Here is a 24,008-nt window from a genome sequence, read left to right on the forward strand (position 1 = left end):
AGTGAGTTTTGACTCCAATGATCTTATGGCATTTCAAAACTTTTCGATTGACAGAAAGAACAAGAGACCGTATATTTCCACTTGGTTATGCAATCAAGTAGTGATGCAAGTCTGGATGCAACTTTTGCGGCCCTAGCCGACCGGACACGGCGAGCAATCCTGGCAAGGCTCGCCCAAGGGGAAGCGTCCGTCAGCGAACTGGCAGAGCCTTTTGCGCTGACACAGCCGGCAATCTCAAAGCACTTGAAGGTATTGGAGAAAGCCGGATTGATCTCTCGCGGCCGGGATGCACAAAGACGGCCAAGCCGCCTTGAGCCTGCACCCCTCGCGCAGGCCAATGCATGGCTCGAAAGCTACCGGGAATTCTGGGAACTCAACTTCTCACGCCTGGATGCCCTGTTGGTGGAGATGAAGAAAGCGGGCGCCCGGCACCCGCGAGGTTTGAAAGGAAAGAAACAATGACGAATCCGGCAAACTTGACCGTATCGACGAGCGGAGAGCGCAACATTGTGATGACCCGGCTGTTCCATGCCCCGCGCCATCTGGTATTCGATGCGATGACCCAGCCTGAGTTGATGTTGCGCTGGTTCTCAGGGCCTCCAGGATGGACGATGGTGGTTTGCGATATGGACCTCCGCGTCGGTGGCGCCTATCGCTATGTCTGGCGTAGCCCCAAAGGAATCGAGATGGGGATGGGCGGCGTGATTCGCGAACTCATCATTCCAGAGCGGATGGTGCAGACCGAGAAGTTCGACGAGAGCTGGTATGAGGGCGAGGCCGTGGGAACACTTGAGCTCAGCGAAGTGGGAGAAAAGACGCTCCTGACTCTGACCATGGAGTACGATTCCCAGCAAACACGCGACGCAATCCTGAAGACCCCGATGGACCAGGGCGTCGCCGAATGCTACAACAATCTTGCTGCTCTCTTAACAGCACTCTACGGATCAAAAGGATCAAAGGACAATGATTGAAACAACACAGCCGCAGCAGACCGGCCGCGCCGCAGCCGCACTCGGCGCAGGATTTCTGGTTGTGGTGCTGCTCTCCGTGGGGACCGACGCCTTGATGCACGGGACGGGAATCTTCCCTCCGATGGGGCAGCCGATGGAAACACCGCTCTGGCTATTGGCCTCTGTCTATCGGGCGATCTTCGGCATTCTGGGAAGCTATGTCGCGGCCAAGCTGGCCCCGGCAAGACCGATGTTCTATGCGCTCGTTCTGGGAGTGATCGGAACGGTGCTGGCAACCGCGGGCGTCATCGGCACCTGGAATGAAGGGCCAGAGTATGGCCCCAAGTGGTATTCCATCGGACTCGCCGTGACGGCTTTACCGTGGGCGTGGGTGGGGGGAAGGCTGGCGGGCAAAACAACTCAAGTCTAAAGAGGCTCTCACGGCTCAAGCATGAAAGCGTGGAGACACCACGGTTGGATCCGATAGCCGCCCGGCATTCCGCACAAGGTTTGTGTCGAGCAAGCACAGCAAGACCACCACTTTCACAATGGGAAGTTCGCGGCGCGTCACGCGCATCGTGTTCCAGTCGTATATGAACCGGCGTCCGCAATCAAGACACGCGACATAAGATTCCGGCCGCCCCAGCTGCTTGTGGTACCCGCCTTCTTCCTCTTGGAGAGTCATTGGGAGAGAGATTCTGCGATGGGAGCAGCCAAAGAAAATATCAGCCAGGCTCACCAGACGCAAGCGTAGCGCGCCGGGCAGAAATTGCCCCATGATTGATTTGTTCAAAGTGCCTCGATCCATCGTTTTTCGGGGTGCCATAGAGCATTCTGGACCGGCCGCGTGAAGTCCTTCGAATCGACGCTTAGCAGCATTTCAGCCATTGCCAATGCGCTGCAGAAACGTAGGTGTAGGGAATGGGGACGCACCAAGTGAGCGAACCAATATCAAACCGAACAGAGCATTCGTAGCGGCAACGAAGGTGTTCAAACCGATACTGCTGGCTCACGAGACAACTGCACCGGAGCGAGTCCTCCATCTAGGATCGCACTGTTGCACCGAGGCGTTCCATCACAACCCAAACCAGGACCTGATTCAGCTACATTTCTGCAACTGAGAGCCGTTTTCTAACCCAAGCTTTCTTTGCTCTGGAGACAGCCGAAAGGGGGCTGGCGTTACAAGCAGGGAATCATCAGAACACATCCTGGAAAGCTGACCTTATTCCGTCAATTGACCTCACATGGTCACCTCGCGGCGCGGGATTCTTCTCCCCCCAGCGGCTAGCCCGTAAGTACAACTTGAGTGGAGTACTATTCCACCGTTCGGCCTAAGAGAGTTCAGTAGAAATTGCAGCACTTTTGAGATATGGGCCTGGAATTGCTCTTGCAGCTCCGGAGCTTGTCAACATGAATTCACCCATCCAGGCGAATGTGCGTCTCTGTTTTCCAGGACTTTCCATCCTGGCACTTCTCTCAATCTTCGGAACCCAAGCCGCAGCAGCAACTGTAACGCTTGGCACAGCCGTACCTTTTGCCGTTCTCGGAGCAACCACAGTCACCATTACCGGTCCGACGACGCTCAATGGCGACTTGGGACTATGGCCGGGCACCTCAATTACCGGTGAGGGCAACCTCACATTGATTGGATCCTCTGTCGTACATAATGACGATATCCAGGCCCAGAACGCTCAAGCCGATGCACTCACGGCATACAATGAACTTGTCGCCCTTCCGTTCACTACCAACCTGTCGGGAACGGACCTTGGAGGCTTGACATTGACCCCCGGAGTCTATTACTTCAGCTCTTCTGCTCAGTTGACAGGAACCCTAACGCTCGACGCGCAGAACAATCCGAATGCTCTATTTGTTTTTCAGATCGGCTCTACCTTAACCACCGCATCCAACGCTAATGTTACGGTGATCAACGGTGACGCCAGTACCGGGGTGTACTTTCAGGTGGGGAGTTCAGCCACTTTGGGTACGGGTACGACGTTTGCGGGCAACGTGATTGCACTCACCAGCATCACTCTGACCACAAATGTCTCTGTGATCTGTGGCCGCGCGATCGCACTGAATGCTGCCGTTACCATGGACACCAATGTGGTTTCAAATAGCTGTAACGCATTCGATAACTCCACGGGCCGGGTGGACTTCGGAAGCAACGGCTTTGTCGGAGCACCCTCTGCGGTTCCGGAGCCTGCCAGCATTCTGATGTCGGCCGCGGGACTGCTTTTGATCGGAAAGCGCTTCTTCCGAACCTAGCGCCTTGCTGTGATTTGCATGCCGATTGCATATGCTAGTCCAATCGGCATGCCCCCTCCACCAACGATCCTCACCATCAATGCGGGTTCCTCCAGCATTCGCTTTGCCTGCTACGAGATCCAATCGGATTCGCTCAACTGCTGGGGACAAGGCAAGCTGGACCGCGTGGGATCGGGGCAAGAGACATTGCAGTTTGAGGTTCTACGCAGCGGCGCTGTGCAGAACCTGACTCTCGATGGCGAGTCCCTGCTGGACTGGATCGAGAAGGAGATTGGCTTCGATGCGATCGTTGCGGTGGGGCATCGCGTGGTTCATGGGATGCACCATACGCAGCCGGAGCGGGTGACACCCGAACTTCTGGAAGAATTACGCCAGATCAGTCCGTTCGATCCGGAACACCTGCCACGGGAAATCGAATGGATTGAGGCGTTCGCTCGTAGAATGCCGCAACTCCTGCAGATCGTCTGCTTCGACACCGCTTTTCATCGCGGCATGCCCCGCGTTGCGCGCCTGCTCCCCATTCCCCAAAGATTCGAGGCGCAAGGAGTAGAGCGCTACGGCTTCCACGGCCTTTCCTACCAATCCCTCCTCGAATCTCTCACCAACATCGCCGGAAGGCAGGCGGCTCGTGGCCGCGTTGTGCTCGCTCATCTGGGGAATGGCGCCAGCATGGCCGCCTTACGAGAGGGGCGGAGTGTCGATACAAGCATGGGCTTTACACCCGCCGGAGGGCTGGTGATGGGGACACGAGCCGGAGATCTGGATCCGGGCGTGGCAGCGTACATACTGCGCACAGAGAGAATGAGCGCAGAGGACTTCAACCGGATGGTGCACCATGAGAGCGGTCTCCTGGGCGTTTCCGGCAGCAGCTCCGATATGCGCGATCTGCTGGAGCGGCAAGCGCAGGATGAGCGAGCGGCTGAGGCAGTCGAGTTGTTCTGCTATCAAGCCAGAAAATGGCTGGGCGCATTTGCCACGGTATTAGGCGGCATTGATACGGTTGTCTTTGCCGGAGGGATTGGGGAGAACGCTCCGGAAATCCGCAAGCGCATCTGTGCCGGTCTCGAGTTTCTTGGGATCTCGATTGACAGTGCCCGAAACCAGTCCAATTCGTGCGTCATCTCCAAAGAGGACAGTCCCGCCTGTGTCCGCGTGATTCGTACGAATGAAGAGTCCGTGCTGGCTCGCGCTGCTTTTGCAATCGTGGAGAAATCCAAGGAGAAGACGAATGAATGACGTGTCTTGCGACGAATGGAAACCACTCCATGCTTATTGGAGAGCCGCAAATTATCTGTCGATCGGGCAGATTTATCTGTTGGACAATCCGCTACTACGGGAACCGTTGACGATCAAGCATATCAAGCCCAGGCTGCTGGGACACTGGGGCACCACGCCTGGGTTGAACTTCATCTATGCCCACTTGAACCGGGTCATCCGGCGCTTCGACTTGAATATGATCTTTCTCGCAGGCCCTGGCCATGGAGGGCCAGGCGTCGTCGCCAATACCTATCTGGAGGGCACTTATAGCGAGGTTTACCCGAGCATTGGCCACGATACCGCTGGATTGCAGAAGCTGTTCAAGCAGTTCTCTTTCCCCGGCGGAATTCCGAGCCATGTTGCACCGGAAACTCCTGGCTCCATCCATGAAGGCGGTGAGCTGGGCTATGTCCTGACACATGCCTATGGTGCAGTGTTCGATAATCCCAATCTCATAGCGGCTTGTGTGATTGGCGACGGAGAAGCAGAGACGGGCGCCCTTGCGGCAAGCTGGCATTCCAACAAGTTCCTCGACCCCGTACACGACGGGGCCGTCCTTCCGATCCTGCACCTCAACGGTTATAAGATCGCGAACCCGACCGTGCTGGCGCGCATTCCGCAGCCGGAATTGGAGCAGCTCTTCCTGGGTTATGGCTACAAGCCTTACTTTGTCGAGGGCGATGACCCTGAGCTTCTCCATCCGCTCATGGCATCTACGCTCGATCAGATAGTCACAGAGATCCGGGGAATCCAGAACGAGATCCGGACAAATGGCTTTCAGGTGAGGCCCCTCTGGCCCCTCCTGATTCTGAAGACTCCGAAAGGATGGACCGGACCAAAGTTTGTCGACGGTAAACCGGTAGAAAATACCTTTCGATCCCATCAAGTGCCACTCGCCGAATTGGCCACAAAACCCGAGCACCTGCAGATGCTGGAGCAATGGATGCGGAGCTACAAACCGGAAGAGCTCTTCACCGCGGAAGGTGCGCTGCTACCCGAGTTAGCCGCACTGGCGCCTAAAGGGCAGAGCCGGATGTCGGCAAACCCGCACGCCAATGGCGGGATCTTCCTGCGCGATTTGCAGATGCCCGACATGCAGCACTACGCGGTGGCAGTCAACCATCCGGGCAGTGTCATCGCCGAAGCCACTCAAGTGGCGGGCCAGTTTCTGCGCGACGTGATGAAACTGAATTGGGAGCGGCGGGACTTCCGCATTTTCGGGCCGGATGAGACGGCGTCCAACCGGCTGACCGCCTTGTTTGACATCACCGATCGCACCTCAACGGCGCAGATTATTCCCATCGACGATCACGTCTCGCCAGACGGCCGCGTCATGGAAGTGCTGAGCGAACATCTCTGCCAAGGCTGGCTGGAAGGCTATCTTCTCACCGGCCGCCATGGCTTCTTTTCCTGCTACGAGGCCTTCATCCACATCGTCGATTCGATGTTCAACCAGCACGCGAAATGGCTCAAGACCACCCGGCGGATTGGATGGAGAAAACCGATCGCCTCCCTGAACTATCTCCTCACTTCGCATGTCTGGAGGCAGGACCACAATGGCTTCAGCCACCAGGACCCGGGCTTCATTGACCACGTTGTCAATAAGAAGGCCGATGTCGTCCGCGTCTATCTTCCTCCCGACGCCAATACCCTACTCTCGGTGGTGGATCACTGCCTGCGGAGCCGCAATTATGTCAACGTCATTGTCGCGGGCAAGCAACCGGAGCGGCAGTGGCTGGACCTCGAATCGGCGATCAAACACTGTACAACCGGGGTTGGCATCTGGGATTGGGCGAGCAACGATCAGAGCGGCGAGCCCGATGTAGTGATTGCCTGCGCGGGCGATGTCCCCACTCTCGAAGCGCTCGCGGCGGTGAGCCTACTGCGAGAACATGTTCCCGACCTCAAGATTCGTTTTGTAAACGTCGTCGATCTGATGGTGCTGCAACCAAAAAGCGAACATCCACACGGATTGCCGGACACGGAATTCGACTCCATCTTCACGACCAATCGCCCCGTCATTTTTGCCTATCATGGATACCCGACCCTGATCCACAGGCTGACATACCGGCGCACGAATCATGACAATTTCCATGTGCGCGGGTACAAAGAAGAAGGAACCACCACCACCCCCTTCGATATGACCGTGCTCAATGACCTCGACCGCTTCCACTTGGCCGGCGATGTCGTCGACCGGGTAGCGCGAATCCGCGACACCACCGGCCACTTCAAGCAGTTTTTACGAGACAAGCTGATTGAACACCGGCAGTATGTGAATCAATATGGCGACGATATGCCCGAAATTCTCAACTGGGAATGGAAGTTCTAAATAGTCCCGCGGCGGTGCGTCATTTTGTAGAACCACGCACCGTCTTCTTAGTACTGCAACGAGAGATGCCCCGCCCAGAAAGGCGAATGGTCTAATCCATCCGTTCCAGGACCCACTCCTTTTCTTGGACTCGTTCCCAGCTTCGACGCCCAGAAACCGAGATCTCGAGCAGGAAAACGCCCATCTTCCTCGCAATTTTCGTTGCATCACAATTGCGATCTGTTTCAGAAATATTTTCATTGTGAAACAAAACAGCGCACTGTGGCCTCATTTCGTATCTGAAATCACATTACGGCACGCATTGCCAAATTCCCATTCTCAAAGAAACCACCCCCAGTACTCCTATAGCCCGACTCTACTTACAGATAATGAGTAAAACTTCAAAACTGACTAATTGGATAAATATCCCTTACTCTCATAACCAAATGCGTTCAAAAGAGGACATCAAATTGAAGTGCTAAATGCTAGCATCGCTTCAAGTGTTATCGCCTGTGCGGAGCAGGCGAAGTAAGAAAGGAGGAGCATGATGTCTTCGGCGGTCGAAGCATTGAAGTCTACGACTTGGTTTGTTGAGAGGGGCTTGCGGCAACTGGAGTGGATGGTCCAAGCCATCGCATATCGTCCATCAGCTCCAGTCCCAATTGCAGAATACGAGCGGAAACAGCAAAGCACTGCGCGGGCAAGAGCCCTGAGTTCGTCTCATGGAGAGGGCCGCCTGGACGAGATGCTCTCGCCGTTCGCCCCGTCTGACACCGCTACCCTCTGGAAAGGCATTCTCAATCGCGGCGCGCAGTCCAGCAAACTCCAGATCGCCAGAGAGGAAGGACTACGCCGTAAGAGCGATTCCAATGGGCGGAGTAACGGACCCCATGTCCCAACGGCCTGGACCTCCGAGTATGCAGCCCTGCTAATCGATCCGCTGGGCACCATCGTCACCTGGAATGCAGGCGCGGAACAGCTCTACGGATACTCCGAAAAAGAGGTCATCGGCCGGAGATTGCAAATGCTCTATCCCGAAGACACGGAGCTCCGCAGCAAGTTGCAAATAGACCTCCACCGGTCAGACCAGGAAGGCCATTGTGGAACCGAATGCTGGGGCCGAAAGAAAAATGGAGACCACTTCTGGGCAAATGAAATCACCATGGCTGTCAAAGATTTTGATGGAGCGCTGCAGGGCTATGCACGCATCGTCCGGGATTTTAGCTCCCGCCTGCCGAACGAAGGAAGCCATCTGACCCCGGGGCCTTCAGAATCAAGAATCGCAGGGATTGCCTCGGGGGAGTTCGACTCCATCCTTGAGGCAAACGATGCCTTTCTGGAGATGGTGGACTATAGCCGCGAGGACTTGCATCATGGACGCCTGCGATGGCAGGACCTCACTCCTGCCGAGCACTTAGCCAAAGACGAGATGGCCCACGAAGAAGGACTTCGCTTCGGAGCCTGCACTCCGTTTGAAAAGGAACTGATCAGCAAGAACGGCGCCCGCATTCCCGTGATGGTGGCAACGGCGATTCTCACGCTTTCGCCTTTTCGATGGATCAGCTTCATCCAGGACCTTCGAGAGAGCAAACGAACCGACTGTATCAATGAAGAGGTTTCAGAGAGGGAACATAACTTCGAAGAAATCGTAGGCCGCAGCACCTCACTGAAGCAGGTCTTGGATCTTGTGGAAACAGTGGCGCCCACCAACGCAACCGTGCTGATTCTTGGGGAAACAGGTACGGGCAAGGAATTGATCGCACGCGCCATCCATCGGAGGAGCAAGCGTTGCGACCATCCCTTTGTCACCTTGAACTGCGCCGCGATTCCCACTGGGCTTCTGGAAAGTGAACTCTTCGGATACGAACGAGGAGCATTCACCGGAGCGCTGGCGCAGAAGATTGGCCGTTTTGAAATGGCCCATCGCGGAACCTTGTTCCTCGACGAAGTGGGGGACATTCCGCTGGACCTGCAACCCAAGCTACTGCGGGCCTTGCAAGAGAAGTCCTTTGAGAGATTGGGCGGCACCAAAACCATTCCCATTGATGTCCGGCTGGTGGCTGCGACCAATCGCAACCTGACACAGATGCTTGAGGAGAAGCTCTTCCGGAGCGATCTTTACTACCGCCTGAAAGTATTCCCGATTACGACGCCCCCATTGCGGGATCGGCCTGAGGACATTCCGCTGTTGGTGAGGCACTTCACCCAGAAGTATGCGCGGGAGATGAACAAAACGATCGATAAGATTCCTTCCGAGACAATGAAGGCTCTTGCCAACTGGACTTGGCCAGGCAACATCCGCGAGCTCGAAAACTTCATCGAACGGGCCGTGATCCTGTCGCCCGGATCGACCCTGCGCGTTCCTCTGAGCGAGATCCGCTCCGAATTCCAAGAGACCTCGCCCTGTGGCACCCTCCACGAGATGGAACGGGAACATGTGCTGCGAGCCTTGCGCGAAACACGCGGCATCATCACCAAGGCGGCACACCGTCTGGGAATGCCCCGGACCACCTTGAACGCCTTGATGCGGAAGCTCGAGCTTTCACGCAAGGATCTTTAAGCGGAAGAAGCGCTAGCTGGTTGGAAATTCTTTCGGAATCAACTCCGCGGCCTTGAGTTCTGCCCAGACAGGAGCAGGAACTTCAGCTTCGCGCACCAGCTTCACGGTCTCAACCAAACGGCTTGGCGTCATCGTAGAGGTGACGATCTGCGTGAGAAGCGTGGGGAAATTCATCGCGAGCAAGCCAGCCACCGCGGCAGCCAGATGCAGCAGTGGGGTGGAGCCGCAAATCTTGTAGAAACGCGACATGAGCGCGCGTTCTTCGGCCGTGGCCACCTCATAGTTGTACAGGAAGTCCGGAGCCGTGGCAGGATCCTCGGTCAGCGTAAAGGCCTGGCCATAATTGATCCCCATCAGCGTCACTTCGAATTTATGCAACTGCGCCGCGTTCAGAATACGCATCATCGGACCGAGGATGCTGGGGCAGAAGGTGACGCCGGCATAGTCGAGCATCCCGGGTTCTTCCAAAAGAAAGCGGTGCACAAAGGCAGGCTCCTTAATGCCGAGGCCAATGCGGCCAATCGCGCCAGCCTGTTTTGCGCGGTTTAAGAAGTCCACTGGCCGGCTGACATCCTGAGCCCAGTCCAGGCCTGCCTGTTTTTCCTTGTCAGGAGGATCGTGCAGAGCAACGCCCTTCAAATACTTGCCGCCAAATTCGATTCGTTCCCGGCAAATCTGCTGCTCAACGCCTTCTGGTGAAGTGTCCCACTTATCCGTCAGCCCGCGGTAACGCGCTTGGATGCCCTGCAGGAGTGCTTCCGGCTGGTGCTCTTTCACATCTGCCGTCTGGAGCCCCAGATAGCGGAGGCACTTGGTCTGCAGCTCAATGGAATTCGGGTCCACCTCAAGCGCCTCAAGAGCACGTCCCAATTGCAGCGTCGCACGGTACAGGACAGCGGAATCAAAAGTCCGGATGCCCAGGTCCAATGCGGTCTTTACCAGCGGGACAACATGCTTGAGCGTATCGACCGGTCCGCCCCCTGGAGGCGGACCGAATCCAAAGCGGTGACAACCAAAAACAAACTTCTCAATAGGTACTTCGCGAAATGCAGCCATCAAGGGCTGAGGATATCAGGGTTGTGGCTTTGCCGGTGGAGGCGGGCCAAAACTACGTGGAGGCGGTGGGGGCTGAGCGACAAAAGCCGCGACATCTTTGGCCGCTTTTGTCTCCACTCCAGGCTTCTGCAGAAAGCCCAAATCGCGGAACCAATCGATGAAACGGAGTTGCCAGGTCCCAAAAGGAATGTTGTTCCGATCGGTCAAACCACCGCTCATCCGGCTGCCGTCAGGCAGCGGATCGCCCGGATGGCGGCCATTGCCGTAGAGGTGCATCTCAAGATTTGGCACACCCTGCATCAGCATGGCGTTGTAGTATTCCATCGCCCAGATCGTATGCACACGATCACCGGCACTGGCGCAGGTCAGGAAGGCTGGCGGCACGTTCTTCGGAATCGGCGGAGCCGTACGATTGCGCGCAAACGGTGAGGGGCCGGGGTAGATGATGCCCACAAAGTCCGGACGCGAACTGACACCGGCAAAAGGATCACCCGGGTCACTATTCTTCTTGTCGAATTCCTCGTATAGGACGGCCGCCGGAGCTGAAAGTTCTGCACCGGCTGAGAAGCCCATCATGCCGATCTTATTCGGATCGATGTTCCACTCTTTCGCATAGGCGCGGACCATACGAATGGCTTGCAGCGCATCATTCACTGCATCCACCTGCGGGTTGTATCCATCGCGCCGGAGACGGTTGCGCAGGATGACGGTATTGACGCCGTAATTGAAGAAGTACGGAACAAAGTCAGCACTCTCGCCGCCAACATTCAAGGTATTGTGGCCACCACCAGCGGCCAGAATGACAACGGCGCCGGTGTTGATGCCCTTCTCGACGAGATGAACCTCAATCGACGGGTTGTGGATGCCGACGATGCTACTGATGCGGCCGGGCACGGCCTGGCTCATGTTATAGACCTCCGGCTCACGGAGCTTATCGGCCTTGAGGTAGGGAGAATTCGGCGGGTACAACGGCACGACAATCCCACCGGGAAGGATGGGTTGCGGCGCATAAGGCTCGTTGGTAGCAGGCGCAGGCTTGGGGATCGAGAGAGGCGCGGGAAGCGGGGGCAGAGGCCTTGCGGTCTGTGCCGATGCGAGTGAAACTGTCAGTGCAGCGGAAGCAAAAATCGTTCTTGTCATTGCGGACTAAAGCGACTCTATCACCGAATGGAGGCATTGAGCAGCGCTTCATAGATCTCCAGGTCTTTCTGTGAAAAACAACAAAAGATGAGATCGTCGAATGCGGCTCCCTGCACGGATTGGATCGCAACCCTCGCCGCCTGCTCCACGGGATAGCCATAGATGCCGGTGCTGATCGATGGAAAAGCAATCGATCGGGCATGCACCTGCTGCGCCAGGCGCAAGCAGCTCTGATAACAGGAGCGCAGAAGTTCCGCCTCGCCGAAAGCACCACCGCGCCAGACGGGGCCCACGGTGTGGATCACGTACTGGGCTGGCAGGCGATAGCCCTTGGTCAGCTTTGCCTCGCCGGTCTTGCACCCACCAAGACTCCGGCACTCCTCCAACAGCTCCGGTCCGGCTGCGCGGTGAATCGCGCCATCTACGCCGCCCCCGCCGAGAAGAGAAGAGTTGGCCGCATTGACGATCGCGTCTACGGCCAGTGTCGTGATGTCCGCCTGGATTGCCCGCATCTTTCTATTCTGCAGCCCAGGCGGAACTCCGTTCAGGATCGATTAGTGCGCCTTGGCGACATCGTAATTGAACATCCAGGCCACCTGGAACTTGTCCTTGATCATGCCGAAATAAGCACCCCAGAACATATCCTGTGCCGCCATCACCACCGTCCCGCCAGCGCCCAGCGCAGCGGCCAGGCGATCCACTTCTTCCCTGCTCTCGCAGTCGATCGAAATCGAGAAGTTGTTTCCCATCTGCAGGGACATCCCTGGAGGGCAATCAGAAGCCATCAGCAGCACCTTGCCGCCTTTGGTGATTCTCGCGTGCATGACGAGATCCTTTGTTTCCGGTGAGGATGGCATGGGGCCATCGGCGAAGCTGGAGATCTCCAGTTCTCCACCGAGGCTGGTTGCATAGAAGGTCATCGCTTCGCGCGCATTTCGATCGAAGTTCAGGTAGGTGACAAAGTCTTTCATGATGATTCCTTTCAGAGTGATCTGCCCTATTTGCTGAGGGGCAATAAGGGGTGCAGACGGGATTCGCGTAGATACAGCCCAGCCCAAACAATCAAGCCCATGAGAATCGGAAACCAGAACGGGTCACCGATCCGGACGTGAATTGCGGTCGCTCCGCCAAGATAGCCGGTGAGCAACACGGCGCCGAGAATGCTGGTGCGCGGGTAGGCATAGAGCAGGGTACAGAAGAGTTCGAGAGAGCCGATCGCAGGCGCAGTTGAAATGGGGAGGCCGAGATGATGAAATGCTTCGATCACCCCTGCGGCGCTCGTAAATTTCACAGCGCCATCGCCGAGCAGAAATACGATTGGAAGTCCGGTCAGGACACGTCCCGCCCAAAGGCGGCCGGTGGATGATTCAGATTGACTCAAGCTCCACTCCTCAACTCAAGATAAAACCGACCAGTCGGTTTCTTCCCATGCTCCTGAGGCGCTCAGGCCCACAGACTGTCCAGATAATCGCACATGGCATCGCTGGCTTGCATCATAATTTCCTGATTCTGAGAATATTTTCCAGTTCCCCAGATGCCCATCTGTCCAGCCACGATCAGCGCAGCCGTATTGCGGGCAGAAACGTCTTTCCGGATCTTGCCGACCTGAATGGCCGCGGCCAAGCTTGCCGTATAGAGGTCCCGCCACTCCGTATATAGCTTGTCAATCCGGGTACGAAATCCTTCATCGAGAGGAGACATCTCCTGCGCCAGATTATTCAACGGGCAACCATTGAGCCAGGAGCCCGATTCGATATCTTGCTTGACGAACTTTCGAAACGCCCGCTTCAAATCTCCGATCGGATTCTGAGAATCTTTGAGCGGGTCCAGCCAGCGCTCCTGCAAGAGGGGGCGAATCACTTCGTCGACCACGGCATAGCCCAATTGCTGTTTGCCCGCAAAGTGATGAAAAAGAGCGCCCTTGGTAGCGCCTGCCATCTCGACAATGTGGTTCAAACTTCCACCCTGAAAGCCATTGCGATAGAACTCCACGAAGGCAGCGGCTAGAATTTTGCGGCGGGTCCCTTCGGGCGTTCTGGTCGGTATCTCTTTTACTGCCACAGCATTCAAAGTACAGACCAGTCGGTATCGTTGTCAAGAACTTTTGAACTTGCTAGCTTGTTGCTTGTGTGCCGCAATATCAAACCGTTGTTCAACTTTGATCCGCCAACCACCGAGGAGGAGATTCGGGCCGCGGCGCTGCAGTTTGTCCGCAAGATTAGCGGCTTTCAGAAGCCATCGCAATCGAATGAGAAAGCCTTTCACCAAGCGGTGGACGACATCACCGCCGTGTCCGCGCGGCTGCTCGATGCGCTCGAAACCGTCGCGCTCCCCAAGAATCGTGAGACGGAAGCGCTGAAAGCCAAAGCACGCGCAACCGCCCGCTTTGGCTAGATACGCGCCAGACCAATCACCCTCGCGGCATTGTTGTAATAAATTTTCTTGAGGATCGGCTTCGGCAGACCAAGCCCGTAGATCCGCCACCGCCCTTGCGGCGGCACCGGCGCGGGCGCATAGTCAAAATACTCATCCTCAGTTTCGAGAAAGCGGTAGTAGATTTCGTAGAGCTTGTCGCCAAAGAGCTGCTGCGGATACTGCACCCCGCGAGGCACCGCATCCGTCCCAAACAACACGCGATCTTGATACTTCTCGATAAAGCGCCGCGCGGTGCGGGGCTGACGGCCCAGCTCTCCGATACGCGCCGCCAACTCGACATTCATATTCGGATACTTGTCGAGCGCAGCCGACACATTCGCCAGATCTTCCGCATAGTTGCCGACATGAAGCGCGACAAAAGTTGTTTTGGGATGCCGCGCGAAAACCCGATTGCGCGCCTCTAGAATCGCATCGTTCGACGGAAAGTCTTTCCCGTTGAAGCTCCAGTCCGGGTGATTGTTCAGTTCCTCAAAGCGTTCGTTATTGCGATCCGTCGGTGTGAAGAAGGCACTCGGATCGGACACATGAATGGCAATGGGCAAGCCAAGCCGCCCTGCCGCATCCCACATCGGATCAAAGCGCGGGTCATCGATCTTCACCAGCTTGCCGGTGGTCACCTTCTCACGCAGATAGAGCCCTAAGGTTTTCAGCACCTTGATGCCGCGAGCCCCGTTGCTCTTGGCCTCTTCGAGCAGTTGCACCTGCAGCTTGTCGTAGCCCGGTTCGTCGATTCGCGCCCAGGCCGGTTCCGTGAAGGTCAGAAAGCGGCCCGGATGCGCCTTGTCGTACTTGGCAACGCAATCCTTCAGCCCGCCCTGATAACCGCCCGTCAGGTTCACCATCGTCTTGAGCTTCTTGCGATCCATCACCGGCAATAGCTCTTCCGGCCCCACCAGATAGCGCCGCTCTGGCGTCAGTGAAACGCCGTTCTCTGACTTCGCCGCGAAGCTGAGATGGGTATGGAAGTCAATCACCGGATAAGCCGGTTCTGTGATTGCCGTCTGCGGAACCCGGAGCATCGAACGAGGCTCAAAGTCCTTCAATGGCAATTGATCCTGTGCAAAGGCAGCGCTCGCAGCACTAAGAAAGAGACGTCGGTTCAAGCAGTTTTCTCCCGGATCGCACGAAGGCGAAGAATCGATTCCATCATCGCGCGGCCATTATGATACGCGGACTTCCAGGCCTGCGCCTTATCGCCCTCCGCTTTGCCAGCGGGCGATAGATTCGAGTGCCAATCGCCATGTTTCCAATCGATCTGGAACTTATCACAGAAGTCCCAGGTCTTGCGAAAAACATCGAAGTACTCAGTATTGCTCGTCAGTTGATACATCGTGAGCGCCCCCACGAGAGCTTCCGCCTGGACCCACCAGCTCTTGTTGCGATTGTTCGCCGCTTCGCCGATGGCCCCACTCGTAAAGAAGCCACCCAGCTTTTCGTCAAAACCGTAGCTGCGGCATTTGGCGAAGTTCGCACGAAACAGGTCGACATACGGGCTGAAGGGAACTCCGGCGGCGCGCGCCGCCTCCACAATCAACCAGATGTTCTCGAGATCGTGACCATAGCTCACCGTGGCAAAGGAACCCTCAAGACGCGGCGACCAGTCGCGATTGTACTTGTCCGTGCAAACAACCGCCGCCTTGCGCACCACCGCATTCGATTCAATCGAGATCAATTCGAGAAGCCGATCCCGCACCGTCGCATGGTGAGATGCCTGATAGAGCGTGGTCATCGCCTCCATCAGGTGAAGGTGCGTGTTCATCAACTTCATGCCAGGTGCGGAATCGCCGATGTAGATGGGTTCGTTGACAGGAGGTGTCGACCAGTCCGGCAGAAAGTATTCGACATAGCCGCCATGCACCGGGTCATGAGCCCTCTTCTCCAGCAGGTCAAAGAAGCGCATCGCAAATTCAAGCACATCCTTGCGCCTCGAAGCCATGGCGTACTCGGCAATTGCATAGATCGCAAAGCTCTGCCCATAGAGATGCTTATTCCTCTTGGTCGCATTCCCACCGGCATCCAGCTCCCAGAAAAATCCGCCATCCTTCGAGTCCCACATCTTGGAGCGCAGAAAGCGATACCCATGCTCCGCGGCCGCCAGCATATTCTTCGGCTCATGGCCCCAACGCGCCATCCGGGAGTAGAACCAGACCATGCGCGCTTGCGTCACAATCATCCGTACACCCGGCCCCTTCGGGTTGCCATCGACATCGTGATTCAGAAGATAGCCGCCCGCGGGATCGATCGTATTCGGATACCAGAAGCCGAGAATATTCTCCGTCAGTGTTTTCTCCAGCTTCACGATCAATCGATCGAGTTCAGCCTTGGTCGGGAGCAGTGGTGCGGCGGCCGCCCCCACTGGAAGGATTGCAAAGCTACGGCGAGTCATGGGAGCTTTCATCCTAGCGCCGACGGTTGGTCACCTGCGTCGCGCGAATCATCTTTCCCCACAAAGAGGACGTGAGATCTTCCAGATCGCGCGCCTCGTGATCGACCGTGACGTTCCAGTGCATTCCCGCCATCTCATCTGCGGTGCCAGGTCCCCAGACCACTCGCTGGGGAGGCTGATTCGGGTTGCGCGGATTCGCCGCGGAATTGTCATAGTCGATCTCCATCTCAAGCAGCGTACCCGCCTTGAGCTTTAGCGGCACTTTCAGTTGGTAGATGTCCTGCCAATTGAAGTCCCAGTCCGGAATCCACAGGACCGTCCGCTTGCGCCCTCCCGGAGGCGTGATCGAAGCACGCACCCGCCTGGCAACGAAGTGCGCATGGGGAATCATCTGCCACAGCGTTACATCCACCGGCACTTCAAAGTAATCATGAACCTGATACTTTGCCTGGCCCGCTGGAATGTCGATGCGATTGGAGGTGAGCGCGATATCGAGCAGGCGCCGTTCCGGTGCGTTTGCGGCAAAGAATACATTGATCTTGCTTTGATCCGTCTCTGGCTTGCCGGTGGCGTGATAGTGAATCTGGATCACCACATCGGCGCCCTTGGGAGCGCGCACCGCCGTCCCAGGAGGCATTGTCAGTGGTCCATTTCCCGGCGACCATCCCCCCAGGCTCGCAACAGGCAGAAAGCCAGGCGTGCCAAAGCACGAATAACCCGGCCCAGGGTCTTCCGCATCCAACTTGCGGGCAGCGCCCGACAGATCAAAGAAGACTAACGCATGGTGCACAACCTTGCGATTCCCCGGGACAAACTCATAGCCATGGATCCAAGCAGGCTGCGCCAGTCCGGACGGAATGACAAAGCAACGATAGAGATCCTGGCTCTCCGCCGGCACTTCAAAAGGCTGGGCCATGGTCCAACTACGATCGGCAACAGGCGTAGGCGCAGCCGCCTTCGCCTCCACCAGCGCGCCTGTCCCAAGCGGCGCTCCTGCAACAGACCAGGCCTGCAGCGTCGCGATTTCGGCGAGGGTCAAACGGCGTTCGCGGTGGAAGGCAACACTGGGTGGCGCTGGCTTCCAGGGAGGCATAAAGCGAGTGGAAGCGGCCAAGGCAATCTGCTTTGCATGCTTCCGTGCGGCCTCAAAAGTATCGAGAGCAAAAGGACCAACCTCACCCGGCCGATGGCACTGGACGCAGTGCTTCTCGAGGATGGGGCGAACCTCCGAGGAATAAGTGGCGCCGCTACTCGGAAGGCTTTTCGCGAGGAGGAGCCACAGCCAGAAAATCTTCCCGCACGCGCTCGACATACTTGTCCATGAGCGATTGCACCCGGTCATAATTCGGACTGACGACAATGAGGCCGACATGGTGCTTTTTCTCCATGCGCCAAACCAGTTCCGGATCGTTGAAAGCCGAAGTATCCGGTTTCTCCTGACGGGCCAGACTAACCAGCAAACCGCCATAGTCGTTGCGTACCGGACCAATGCTGTAAGAGCCTGCGCCACCATCCACTTCAATCTTGGCCCATTCTGCCCAAAGATTGACGCCCGTGCTGTTCGCGATCAGGTCGGCGATATGCGCGCCACCCACCCGAGCCGAGGTCTCGAGAAAGTAGATCTTGCCATCCTCACGTCCTTGGATGAACTCCGTGTGCGAAACGCCACGCAGCAATCCCATCGCCCCCAAGACCATCGCGTTCTGTTCGAGCAGCGACTTTTCAAGCGGCGTGCCGTGCTCCAGCAAACGCGTGGTAAAGACTCCGCCCTCGTGACTCACGTCCATCGGCGGCCGCCCATAACGGCTGGCCACGGCAAACAGAAGCTTTCGCTCCGAAACAATCGAATCCACATGAAAGATCGGACCGGCAATGTACTTTTCCAGAAGATAGTTGGAGCGTTCGTCGCCGAGAGTATTGATCGCGTTCCAGAGATCGTCAGGAGAATAGACCTTGCGAATCCCGATCGCGCCGGCCATCAATCGCGGCTTCAGCATCCACGGTCCAGGCACACGCGCAATGAAGGCATTGATCTCGGCATGATTCAAAACATGCACGAACTCCGGGATATTCAGGCCCTTCTCCGCAGCCTGGCGCCGCATCGCAAGCTTATCCCGAAAGTAGCGAGTCGTAGTTGCGCCCATGCCGGGAATGCGAAGATGCTCCCGCAAAGCGGCGGCCATCTCAAGATCAAAATCATCCAGGGGGACAATACGGTCCAGCTTTTCGGTCTGCGCCAGGTAGCTCACTGCATTGATGGTCTGCTGCTGATCCCACTTCTTCTGCTCGTCGGGCATGTAGAAGATTTCGTCGATCGCCTCCATTGGCCACTTCGCAACATCCTTCAGGCTGTGCGAAGTCAGAAGCAACACGCGGCAGCCCTGACGTTTGGCTTCACGGAGGAATTCATAGCCTTTTTCGTAACTGGCGATACAAAGCACCGTGAGGGCGGGCATGCTCGACAAACCTCGTAAACTGATGTGGTTGCTACACTTCTCAGAGTATCCGCATGCAGGGCGTTCGTCAGCAGATCATTCTAGAATTCTTTGAAAAACTCTTCGCTGCAATCGCGCTCTCCTTGGGTTCCGCGATCTCCGGAGTGGCGCTTTATTCTCTCTTCAGCCGTCGTACCGTTTGGCGGAATTACACGCCCCGAGGGGCGCAAGCGCAGACCGCCGCGGCGCGGGAAGTTGCGTTGTTCGTCGCTCTCGCATTAGGAGTTTTGATCGCTAAGGCGGTCGGGCAAATTCCTTTTGACCGCATCGTAGTTTCCGTTTTCTTTCTGATTCTCAGCTTCGGAGCTCTCCTCTTCGGAGAGCGCTCCGCGATGGCAATTGTGCCCAGCTTCGCAGCCAGCGAATGGCAAGGCCCTGCAGGCCGCAACCTCTTTGGATGGGCCTTGCTGGCCTTGGGCCTGGTCGCAGAGGGCCGACAGCTTCCGGAAGCCATGATTCTTCCTTGTCTGATTGTCAGCATCGGATCGTCCTATCTGCCTACGCTCATCGCCGGGCGCAAGGGAGAGCCGGGCCTGCTCATCCCCGGCACGAGCCTCTTCTTTCTCGGCTCGCTCCTGGGGCAACCCCTGCTGCTAGCCGTTGGCGCCGGTTGGATGGTGCCCACCGCAGTGCAGATCACCTTAAACCTGAAGGCCTCGTTTGCCACCAGAGCCCTCCTCGCCTCGATCGTGGGTGCGACTGGCTTCTGGGCGCCCCCCATCGCAGGACCTGTCGCCGCGGGACTGCTGTTCCTGCTCAGTCTCGAAATGTGGCCGCTGTCGCTGCGCCTGCTGGTGATGACTTTCCTCCGCACCTTTTACCGCTTCCGGATCTATGGCAAAAGGAATTACAGCTCTGACGGGGCCGCCCTCCTGCTCTCGAATCACATCACGCTCGTCGACGGTTTTCTGCTCGGCGCATTCACCCAGCGCATGGTTCGCTTTCTTGTGTACGATGCCTTCTACAAAAATCCAGTCACCAGCTTTCTGCTCTCTCTGTTCCGGACAATTCCAATCTCCCAGGGCGCCCGCCGCGATGTAGTCGAAAGCCTCAAGAAGGCACGCGCGGTCATCGAAGAGGGCCATTTCGCTGGCATCTTCCCCGAAGGCGGCATCAGCCGGAGCGGCCACCTGCACCCCTTTCAAAAGGGCTTCACCCGAATCGTCGCGGGTACCGAAATTCCGGTCATTCCGGCTTATATGAATGGACTCTGGGGCACGCTCTTGAGTTTTTCAGAGCAGAAAGTCAACTTTTGCATTCCCCGCTTCTTCCGCGCGGTTGAAATTGAGTATGGCGCCCCGCTTCCGGCAAAGGTCAGCGCCGCCGAGCTCTGGCGCACCGTCAAATCACTCGAAGTGAATGCCGCATTTCGCGACTCGGAACGGGCCGCCATTCTACCCCTCGCCTTTCTCGAAGCGGCTGGACGCAATGAAGGCAAAACAGCGTTGATTTCAAACGGCCAAATCTTGTCCTACGGAGAACTCGCCTCCACCGCACTGCTCTTTGCCCGCTACTTGAACCGCCGGCTGCGCCGCAAGAAACGCATTGGCGTGTATCTACCGAACGGCCCGGAGAAAATGATCGCCCATGTCGCGATTGCCCTGGCAGGCCATGTCGGCATGGAGATCGGGGAACTCCGCGGCGCGGACTTCGATTCCTTTGTCAGCACGCACGGACTCGGCTCGATCATCAGTTCCCAATCCTGGATGGAACAGCACGGCGTCGCAAAAACGGAGAATACCTTCTGGATTGGCCGCGCCATCAAGCACTTCGGCCACCGGGATCGCGCCCGTACCTGGATCTACCGGATGCTCGCTCCCCGCCTCGCTTGGCGGCAGGTGTGCACCTTCCCGATGCGCAAAGAGAGCGCGGTAGCGATTGTCGCCTCACGGCGAGGTCCGGCGGTTCTGTCGCAACGGGGAATCTGGAGTGCCGCTCAGGGTGCAAGACGGGTGCTCTGGTTCAAGCCCGGTGTCATCGTTCACAATCGGGTTTCTCTACAGCGCTCCGCAGGACTCCTGCTCGGCTTTTGGATGCCGCTCCTGAACGGGGCCACGCTCACCATTGACGATCGTGCAGCAGACTTCGAGATCATCGATCCCCAGCAGGCACGCGAGGTCCATCCGCACAGCAAGCATGTGCTGGTGGCGGAAGACGAGTTGCGCAGCACGCCGGAGGAAGTTGTCGCCAGCCTCGCGCACCGCTATCTCCCGGTCTTCGAGTTGCCGGAGGCATCCGGAGTGCTGGCCCTCTCTTCTCCCGAGGTCGATTTCGCTGGAGAAAAACAGAGTGGCATCAAAGAAGGTACCCAGGGCTATCTCCCCTTCGGCCTTGAAATGATCGAGACTGAAAAAGGAATTCGGCTCCGGGGCCCGGCGCGCGTGTTGCGCTACCTGGACCAGGAGCCGAATGATGGGCCAACCAAGACGCAGACCCGCATCGAGGATTGGATCGAAGTGGAAGTGCCTGCGGTCTTTACCGATCAGTTCTTCGTGACCCGGAAATCTACTTCAGAGCCGAGTACTTCTTCCACGCCTCTGCTGCATCAAACGATTTCGAGTCTCCCGGATGAATGATCACCCGCAGGCGGAAACGCCAGGACTGTCCGGCCTTGAGCGTACCGGGCCCCTTCGCTTCCTTGTTCTTGGTGAAATCCTTCTCGCCAAACATGTTGGCGGCAAAGAGCCCGTAGGCGCGTGAGTGCCAGTAGGTCGGGTGGTTGAAGCTGGTCGGATGATCCAGGATGAGAATCCCCACCTTCTGGCCATCGACGGTGCCGGAGTAGTCCACCCAGTTGCTACGCTTGCCCCAGACGTTCTTTTCTTTCTCAGCGCCCTCGGCATTCACCATCGTGCCGGTCATCTCTTCTTCGAGACTCCGCGCCAGGCGAATCGCAAACGCGCCTTCCTTGGTGTCGCCAAATTCGACGTCTTCGAGACCCGTCAGCGTAATGTCAAAATCGACCATGCGCAGCGCCGGGTCTGAGTAAAAAGTCATCAGCCGCGATTCTGAAATGATGCGCTTGCCGTTGCCATCGATCCAATCCTGTACGGTGGACACGCTACCGCTCTTCTTGCCGCTCTTAACGTCTTTGACTTTGACGACCTTGATTTCGCCCTTGCCCTTGCCGACGCCCTTCTGACTCTTCTCGTTCGCCCAGAAATCCCAGCCGTTGACTTCGCCGTAGCTGAACCAGAGGCCGCGATGATGCGGATGATCCCGCTTTTCGCCTTCTACCAGATCCATGGGAAAGCTGCGGGAAACCTGCTTGCCATCCGCAGTCCGCAACGGGTGGAGATAGGGCTTGGGAGCCTCGGCGCTGATGATGTAATCGGTGAAATGTTTGCCGTCAATCTCGACACGGATGCGGTCAGGAGCTTGCGTGATTTTTACCTGCGTCAGGCCGAGAGTGGCTGTAACGAGCAGAATGCCAATGAGCTTCATTATTGTCGAGTAGATCACATCAAGGGTGTCAGCTACAATAAACGCTAGGAGGACAGCAATGGGACCTTTGGGCTTTCAAGAGACTATCTTTATTTTCGCGCTTGCTCTGCTCATCTTTGGCCCCAAAAAACTGCCCGAACTTGGACGAAACATCGGTAAGGCTCTCACGGAATTCCGCCGTGCCTCAAATGAACTGCGTTCTACCTTTGATCGCGAGATGGCAAACATCGAGCGGGAGACGGCTCCCATCAAGGAAGAAGCTCACAAGCTGACCAGCGACCTGCACAACACGGTCTATGATCACACCAGTTCATACAACGACGACTATGGCTATAGCTACGACGGCTATACGCACCCGGAGTACAACTCCGAGACGTCGATTGAAGGCACAGAAGCGGATTCGGTCGCGACAGAGGAAAGCTCCAGCACGACTCACGAGACCCTGCACATCGCCCAAGCTGAGGGAACAGTCGCTGTGGGATCGCATCATGACGATCTCCCAGTAGTGTCCACTGCGGAAAGCGCAACGGAAAAAGCCAAAGAGCACGACGCTTAGAGCTTAGCCACAACCAACCGTTAGGAAGCAACCGAGCATGCCGCAGGACGAGCAAGACAAGAAAAGTGTGCCCGCTTACGATCATCCAGGTGGCGCCGACAGCCACGGGCACTACCAGGACGAGCACGCGTATGATCCGCATGCCAGCACCGAACTCGTAGTATCAACACCATCGGCCGATGAAACATCGGCTTACCAACCACCCCCGCCGCCACCCCCTCCTCCTGCCAGTGAAGAGGAAGATGAGGAAGACGACGGCATGCTGCGCATGTCGTTCCTCGACCATCTGGAGGAATTACGATCGCGGCTGATCAAAGCTGTCGTCGGCCTTGTCGTGACATATGGCTTTTGCCTGTTGTTCGCGGGAAAACTCTGGGAAATTGTCTCAGAACCGGCCGCAGCCGCACTCCGTGCCATCGGCGCCAAGCCCGACCTCGCACAGCTCGATCCCATGGACGGCTTCCTCGTCGTCTATTTCAAACTCCCGCTCTTGGCCGCCGTCTTCATCGCCTCGCCTTGGATTCTTTGGCAAGTGTGGTCTTTCGTCGCCCCGGGACTGTATAAAAACGAGCGCAAACTCGCCGTCCCCTTTGTCTTCAGCACCGCTGGCCTCTTCATTCTGGGCGGCTGTTTTGCATATTTTGTTGCCTTCCGTTTTGGCCTCGCCTTCCTGCTCGGCATTGGAATGAATTTTGGGCAGGAAGCTGGCAACGTAGGCGCAAAGATCGTTCCGGTGGTCTCGATCGTCTCCTACTTCGATCTCTTCGTCAACGTCATGCTCGGCATCAGCGCCACCTTTGAGTTGCCCGTACTGATCTTCTTCCTGACCATGCTCCGCATTGTCACGCCGGGCTTCCTCATTGAGCACTCGCGTTACGCGATTCTCGGAATCACGATTCTGGCGGCAGTGATCACACCAACGCCAGACATCGTCAATCTGTTGATCTTCGCCATTCCGATGATCCTGTTGTACTTCATCGGTGTTTTTGCCGGGTATCTCCTCGTGCTTTCCCGTGAAGGCAGAAAGTTCCCCTGGCACATCCTGTGGATCATCCTGGCTTCGATCGCGATCCTCTCTGGAGCCGCGATTGCCGTCATGGTGAAGTACTACGGCTTCAAACTGATCGGAAGCTGGCCCTACCTCACTCAATAAGC

Annotated in this window: 22 protein-coding genes; 11 read left to right on the plus strand and 11 right to left on the minus strand. The window is 56.9% G+C overall.

What is annotated here, in order from left to right; all coding sequences use genetic code 11:
* Positions 1-87 precede the first annotated feature (87 nt).
* The 7 genes from M017_RS0105635 to M017_RS0105675 all read left to right on the plus strand — a co-directional run bounded on the left by M017_RS0105635 (position 88) and on the right by M017_RS0105675 (position 9,340).
* Entirely contained in the window at positions 88-462 is a 375-nt protein-coding gene (locus M017_RS0105635) for an ArsR/SmtB family transcription factor (protein ID WP_031496461.1), read from the plus strand.
* Complete coding sequence (locus M017_RS0105640) at positions 459-971, plus strand: SRPBCC family protein (protein WP_031496463.1); 513 nt, start codon at positions 459-461, stop codon at positions 969-971. Before M017_RS0105635 ends, M017_RS0105640 begins: the two co-directional genes overlap by 4 nt.
* Positions 964-1,380 carry a hypothetical protein gene (locus M017_RS0105645; RefSeq protein ID WP_031496464.1) on the plus strand — a complete coding sequence of 139 codons (417 nt, stop codon included), beginning with the start codon at positions 964-966 and terminating at the stop codon, positions 1,378-1,380. The genes M017_RS0105640 and M017_RS0105645 overlap by 8 nt, the downstream gene beginning before the upstream one ends.
* A 980-nt stretch (positions 1,381-2,360) precedes the next feature.
* Complete coding sequence (locus M017_RS0105655; protein ID WP_051669542.1) at positions 2,361-3,215, plus strand: ice-binding family protein; 855 nt, start codon at positions 2,361-2,363, stop codon at positions 3,213-3,215.
* A gap of 48 nt (positions 3,216-3,263) precedes the next feature.
* The gene (locus tag M017_RS0105660; RefSeq protein WP_031496469.1) at positions 3,264-4,451 is read left to right on the plus strand and encodes an acetate/propionate family kinase; all 1,188 of its coding nucleotides are present in this window, start codon (positions 3,264-3,266) and stop codon (positions 4,449-4,451) included.
* Positions 4,444-6,801 (plus strand): phosphoketolase family protein, encoded by a 2,358-nt coding sequence (locus tag M017_RS0105665; protein WP_031496471.1) that lies wholly within the window; start codon positions 4,444-4,446, stop codon positions 6,799-6,801. Before M017_RS0105660 ends, M017_RS0105665 begins: the two co-directional genes overlap by 8 nt.
* 523 nt (positions 6,802-7,324) lie before the next feature.
* Entirely contained in the window at positions 7,325-9,340 is a 2,016-nt protein-coding gene (locus M017_RS0105675) for a sigma 54-interacting transcriptional regulator (RefSeq protein WP_238325822.1), read from the plus strand.
* Between the two features lie 12 nt (positions 9,341-9,352).
* On the opposite strand, the gene M017_RS0105680 is transcribed toward M017_RS0105675, so the two are convergent.
* The 6 genes from M017_RS0105680 to M017_RS0105705 form a co-directional block, all read right to left on the minus strand.
* Positions 9,353-10,396: an aldo/keto reductase gene (locus M017_RS0105680; RefSeq protein ID WP_031496473.1), complete on the minus strand. Its 1,044-nt coding sequence runs from the start codon at positions 10,394-10,396 to the stop codon at positions 9,353-9,355.
* A gap of 15 nt (positions 10,397-10,411) precedes the next feature.
* Positions 10,412-11,536 carry an alpha/beta hydrolase gene (locus M017_RS0105685; protein ID WP_080507525.1) on the minus strand — a complete coding sequence of 375 codons (1,125 nt, stop codon included), beginning with the start codon at positions 11,534-11,536 and terminating at the stop codon, positions 10,412-10,414.
* A gap of 20 nt (positions 11,537-11,556) precedes the next feature.
* Positions 11,557-12,048, minus strand: a complete 492-nt coding sequence (locus M017_RS0105690; protein WP_031496477.1) for an O-acetyl-ADP-ribose deacetylase — start codon at positions 12,046-12,048, stop codon at positions 11,557-11,559.
* Between the two features lie 42 nt (positions 12,049-12,090).
* Positions 12,091-12,507 carry a VOC family protein gene (locus M017_RS0105695; RefSeq protein ID WP_031496478.1) on the minus strand — a complete coding sequence of 139 codons (417 nt, stop codon included), beginning with the start codon at positions 12,505-12,507 and terminating at the stop codon, positions 12,091-12,093.
* Between the two features lie 26 nt (positions 12,508-12,533).
* Entirely contained in the window at positions 12,534-12,917 is a 384-nt protein-coding gene (locus tag M017_RS0105700) for a DoxX family protein (RefSeq protein ID WP_031496479.1), read from the minus strand.
* A 62-nt stretch (positions 12,918-12,979) separates the two neighbouring features.
* The gene (locus M017_RS0105705) at positions 12,980-13,597 is read right to left on the minus strand and encodes a TetR/AcrR family transcriptional regulator (RefSeq protein WP_051669543.1); all 618 of its coding nucleotides are present in this window, start codon (positions 13,595-13,597) and stop codon (positions 12,980-12,982) included.
* Positions 13,598-13,663: 66 nt separating this feature from the next.
* On the opposite strand from M017_RS0105705, the gene M017_RS0105710 reads away from it, so the two are divergent.
* Complete coding sequence (locus M017_RS0105710) at positions 13,664-13,930, plus strand: DUF2277 domain-containing protein (RefSeq protein ID WP_031496482.1); 267 nt, start codon at positions 13,664-13,666, stop codon at positions 13,928-13,930.
* Here the strand turns inward: M017_RS0105710 and M017_RS0105715 are convergent.
* The 4 genes from M017_RS0105715 to M017_RS0105730 are packed head-to-tail and all read right to left on the minus strand — an operon-like array spanning position 13,927 to position 18,814.
* Positions 13,927-15,075 carry an amidohydrolase family protein gene (locus tag M017_RS0105715; protein WP_051669544.1) on the minus strand — a complete coding sequence of 383 codons (1,149 nt, stop codon included), beginning with the start codon at positions 15,073-15,075 and terminating at the stop codon, positions 13,927-13,929. The two genes, M017_RS0105710 and M017_RS0105715, sit on opposite strands and share 4 nt — an antisense overlap.
* Positions 15,072-16,358: an AGE family epimerase/isomerase gene (locus M017_RS0105720; protein WP_162179843.1), complete on the minus strand. Its 1,287-nt coding sequence runs from the start codon at positions 16,356-16,358 to the stop codon at positions 15,072-15,074. The genes M017_RS0105715 and M017_RS0105720 overlap by 4 nt, the downstream gene beginning before the upstream one ends.
* Before the next feature lie 13 nt (positions 16,359-16,371).
* A complete protein-coding gene (locus M017_RS0105725) occupies positions 16,372-17,670 on the minus strand; it encodes a hypothetical protein (protein ID WP_051669546.1) in 1,299 nt (432 codons plus the stop codon).
* Positions 17,606-18,814: an ATP-grasp domain-containing protein gene (locus tag M017_RS0105730; protein ID WP_031496488.1), complete on the minus strand. Its 1,209-nt coding sequence runs from the start codon at positions 18,812-18,814 to the stop codon at positions 17,606-17,608. The genes M017_RS0105725 and M017_RS0105730 overlap by 65 nt, the downstream gene beginning before the upstream one ends.
* Before the next feature lie 53 nt (positions 18,815-18,867).
* On the opposite strand from M017_RS0105730, the gene M017_RS0105735 reads away from it, so the two are divergent.
* On the plus strand, positions 18,868-21,429 hold the full coding sequence (locus M017_RS0105735) for a 1-acyl-sn-glycerol-3-phosphate acyltransferase (protein ID WP_031496489.1): 2,562 nt from the start codon (positions 18,868-18,870) through the stop codon (positions 21,427-21,429).
* Here the strand turns inward: M017_RS0105735 and M017_RS0105740 are convergent.
* Entirely contained in the window at positions 21,359-22,297 is a 939-nt protein-coding gene (locus M017_RS0105740; RefSeq protein WP_031496490.1) for a DUF6807 domain-containing protein, read from the minus strand. The two genes, M017_RS0105735 and M017_RS0105740, sit on opposite strands and share 71 nt — an antisense overlap.
* Before the next feature lie 58 nt (positions 22,298-22,355).
* Here M017_RS0105740 and M017_RS30395 point away from each other — a divergent pair, with 58 nt between their 5' ends.
* Positions 22,356-22,853 carry a twin-arginine translocase TatA/TatE family subunit gene (locus M017_RS30395; protein ID WP_080507527.1) on the plus strand — a complete coding sequence of 166 codons (498 nt, stop codon included), beginning with the start codon at positions 22,356-22,358 and terminating at the stop codon, positions 22,851-22,853.
* 37 nt (positions 22,854-22,890) lie between these two features.
* Entirely contained in the window at positions 22,891-24,006 is a 1,116-nt protein-coding gene (tatC, locus tag M017_RS0105750) for a twin-arginine translocase subunit TatC (RefSeq protein WP_051669547.1), read from the plus strand.
* The last annotated feature ends 2 nt before the right edge of the window (positions 24,007-24,008 follow it).

Origin of the sequence: Bryobacter aggregatus MPL3 (genome assembly GCF_000702445.1) — a bacterium.
Classification (GTDB): domain Bacteria; phylum Acidobacteriota; class Terriglobia; order Bryobacterales; family Bryobacteraceae; genus Bryobacter; species Bryobacter aggregatus.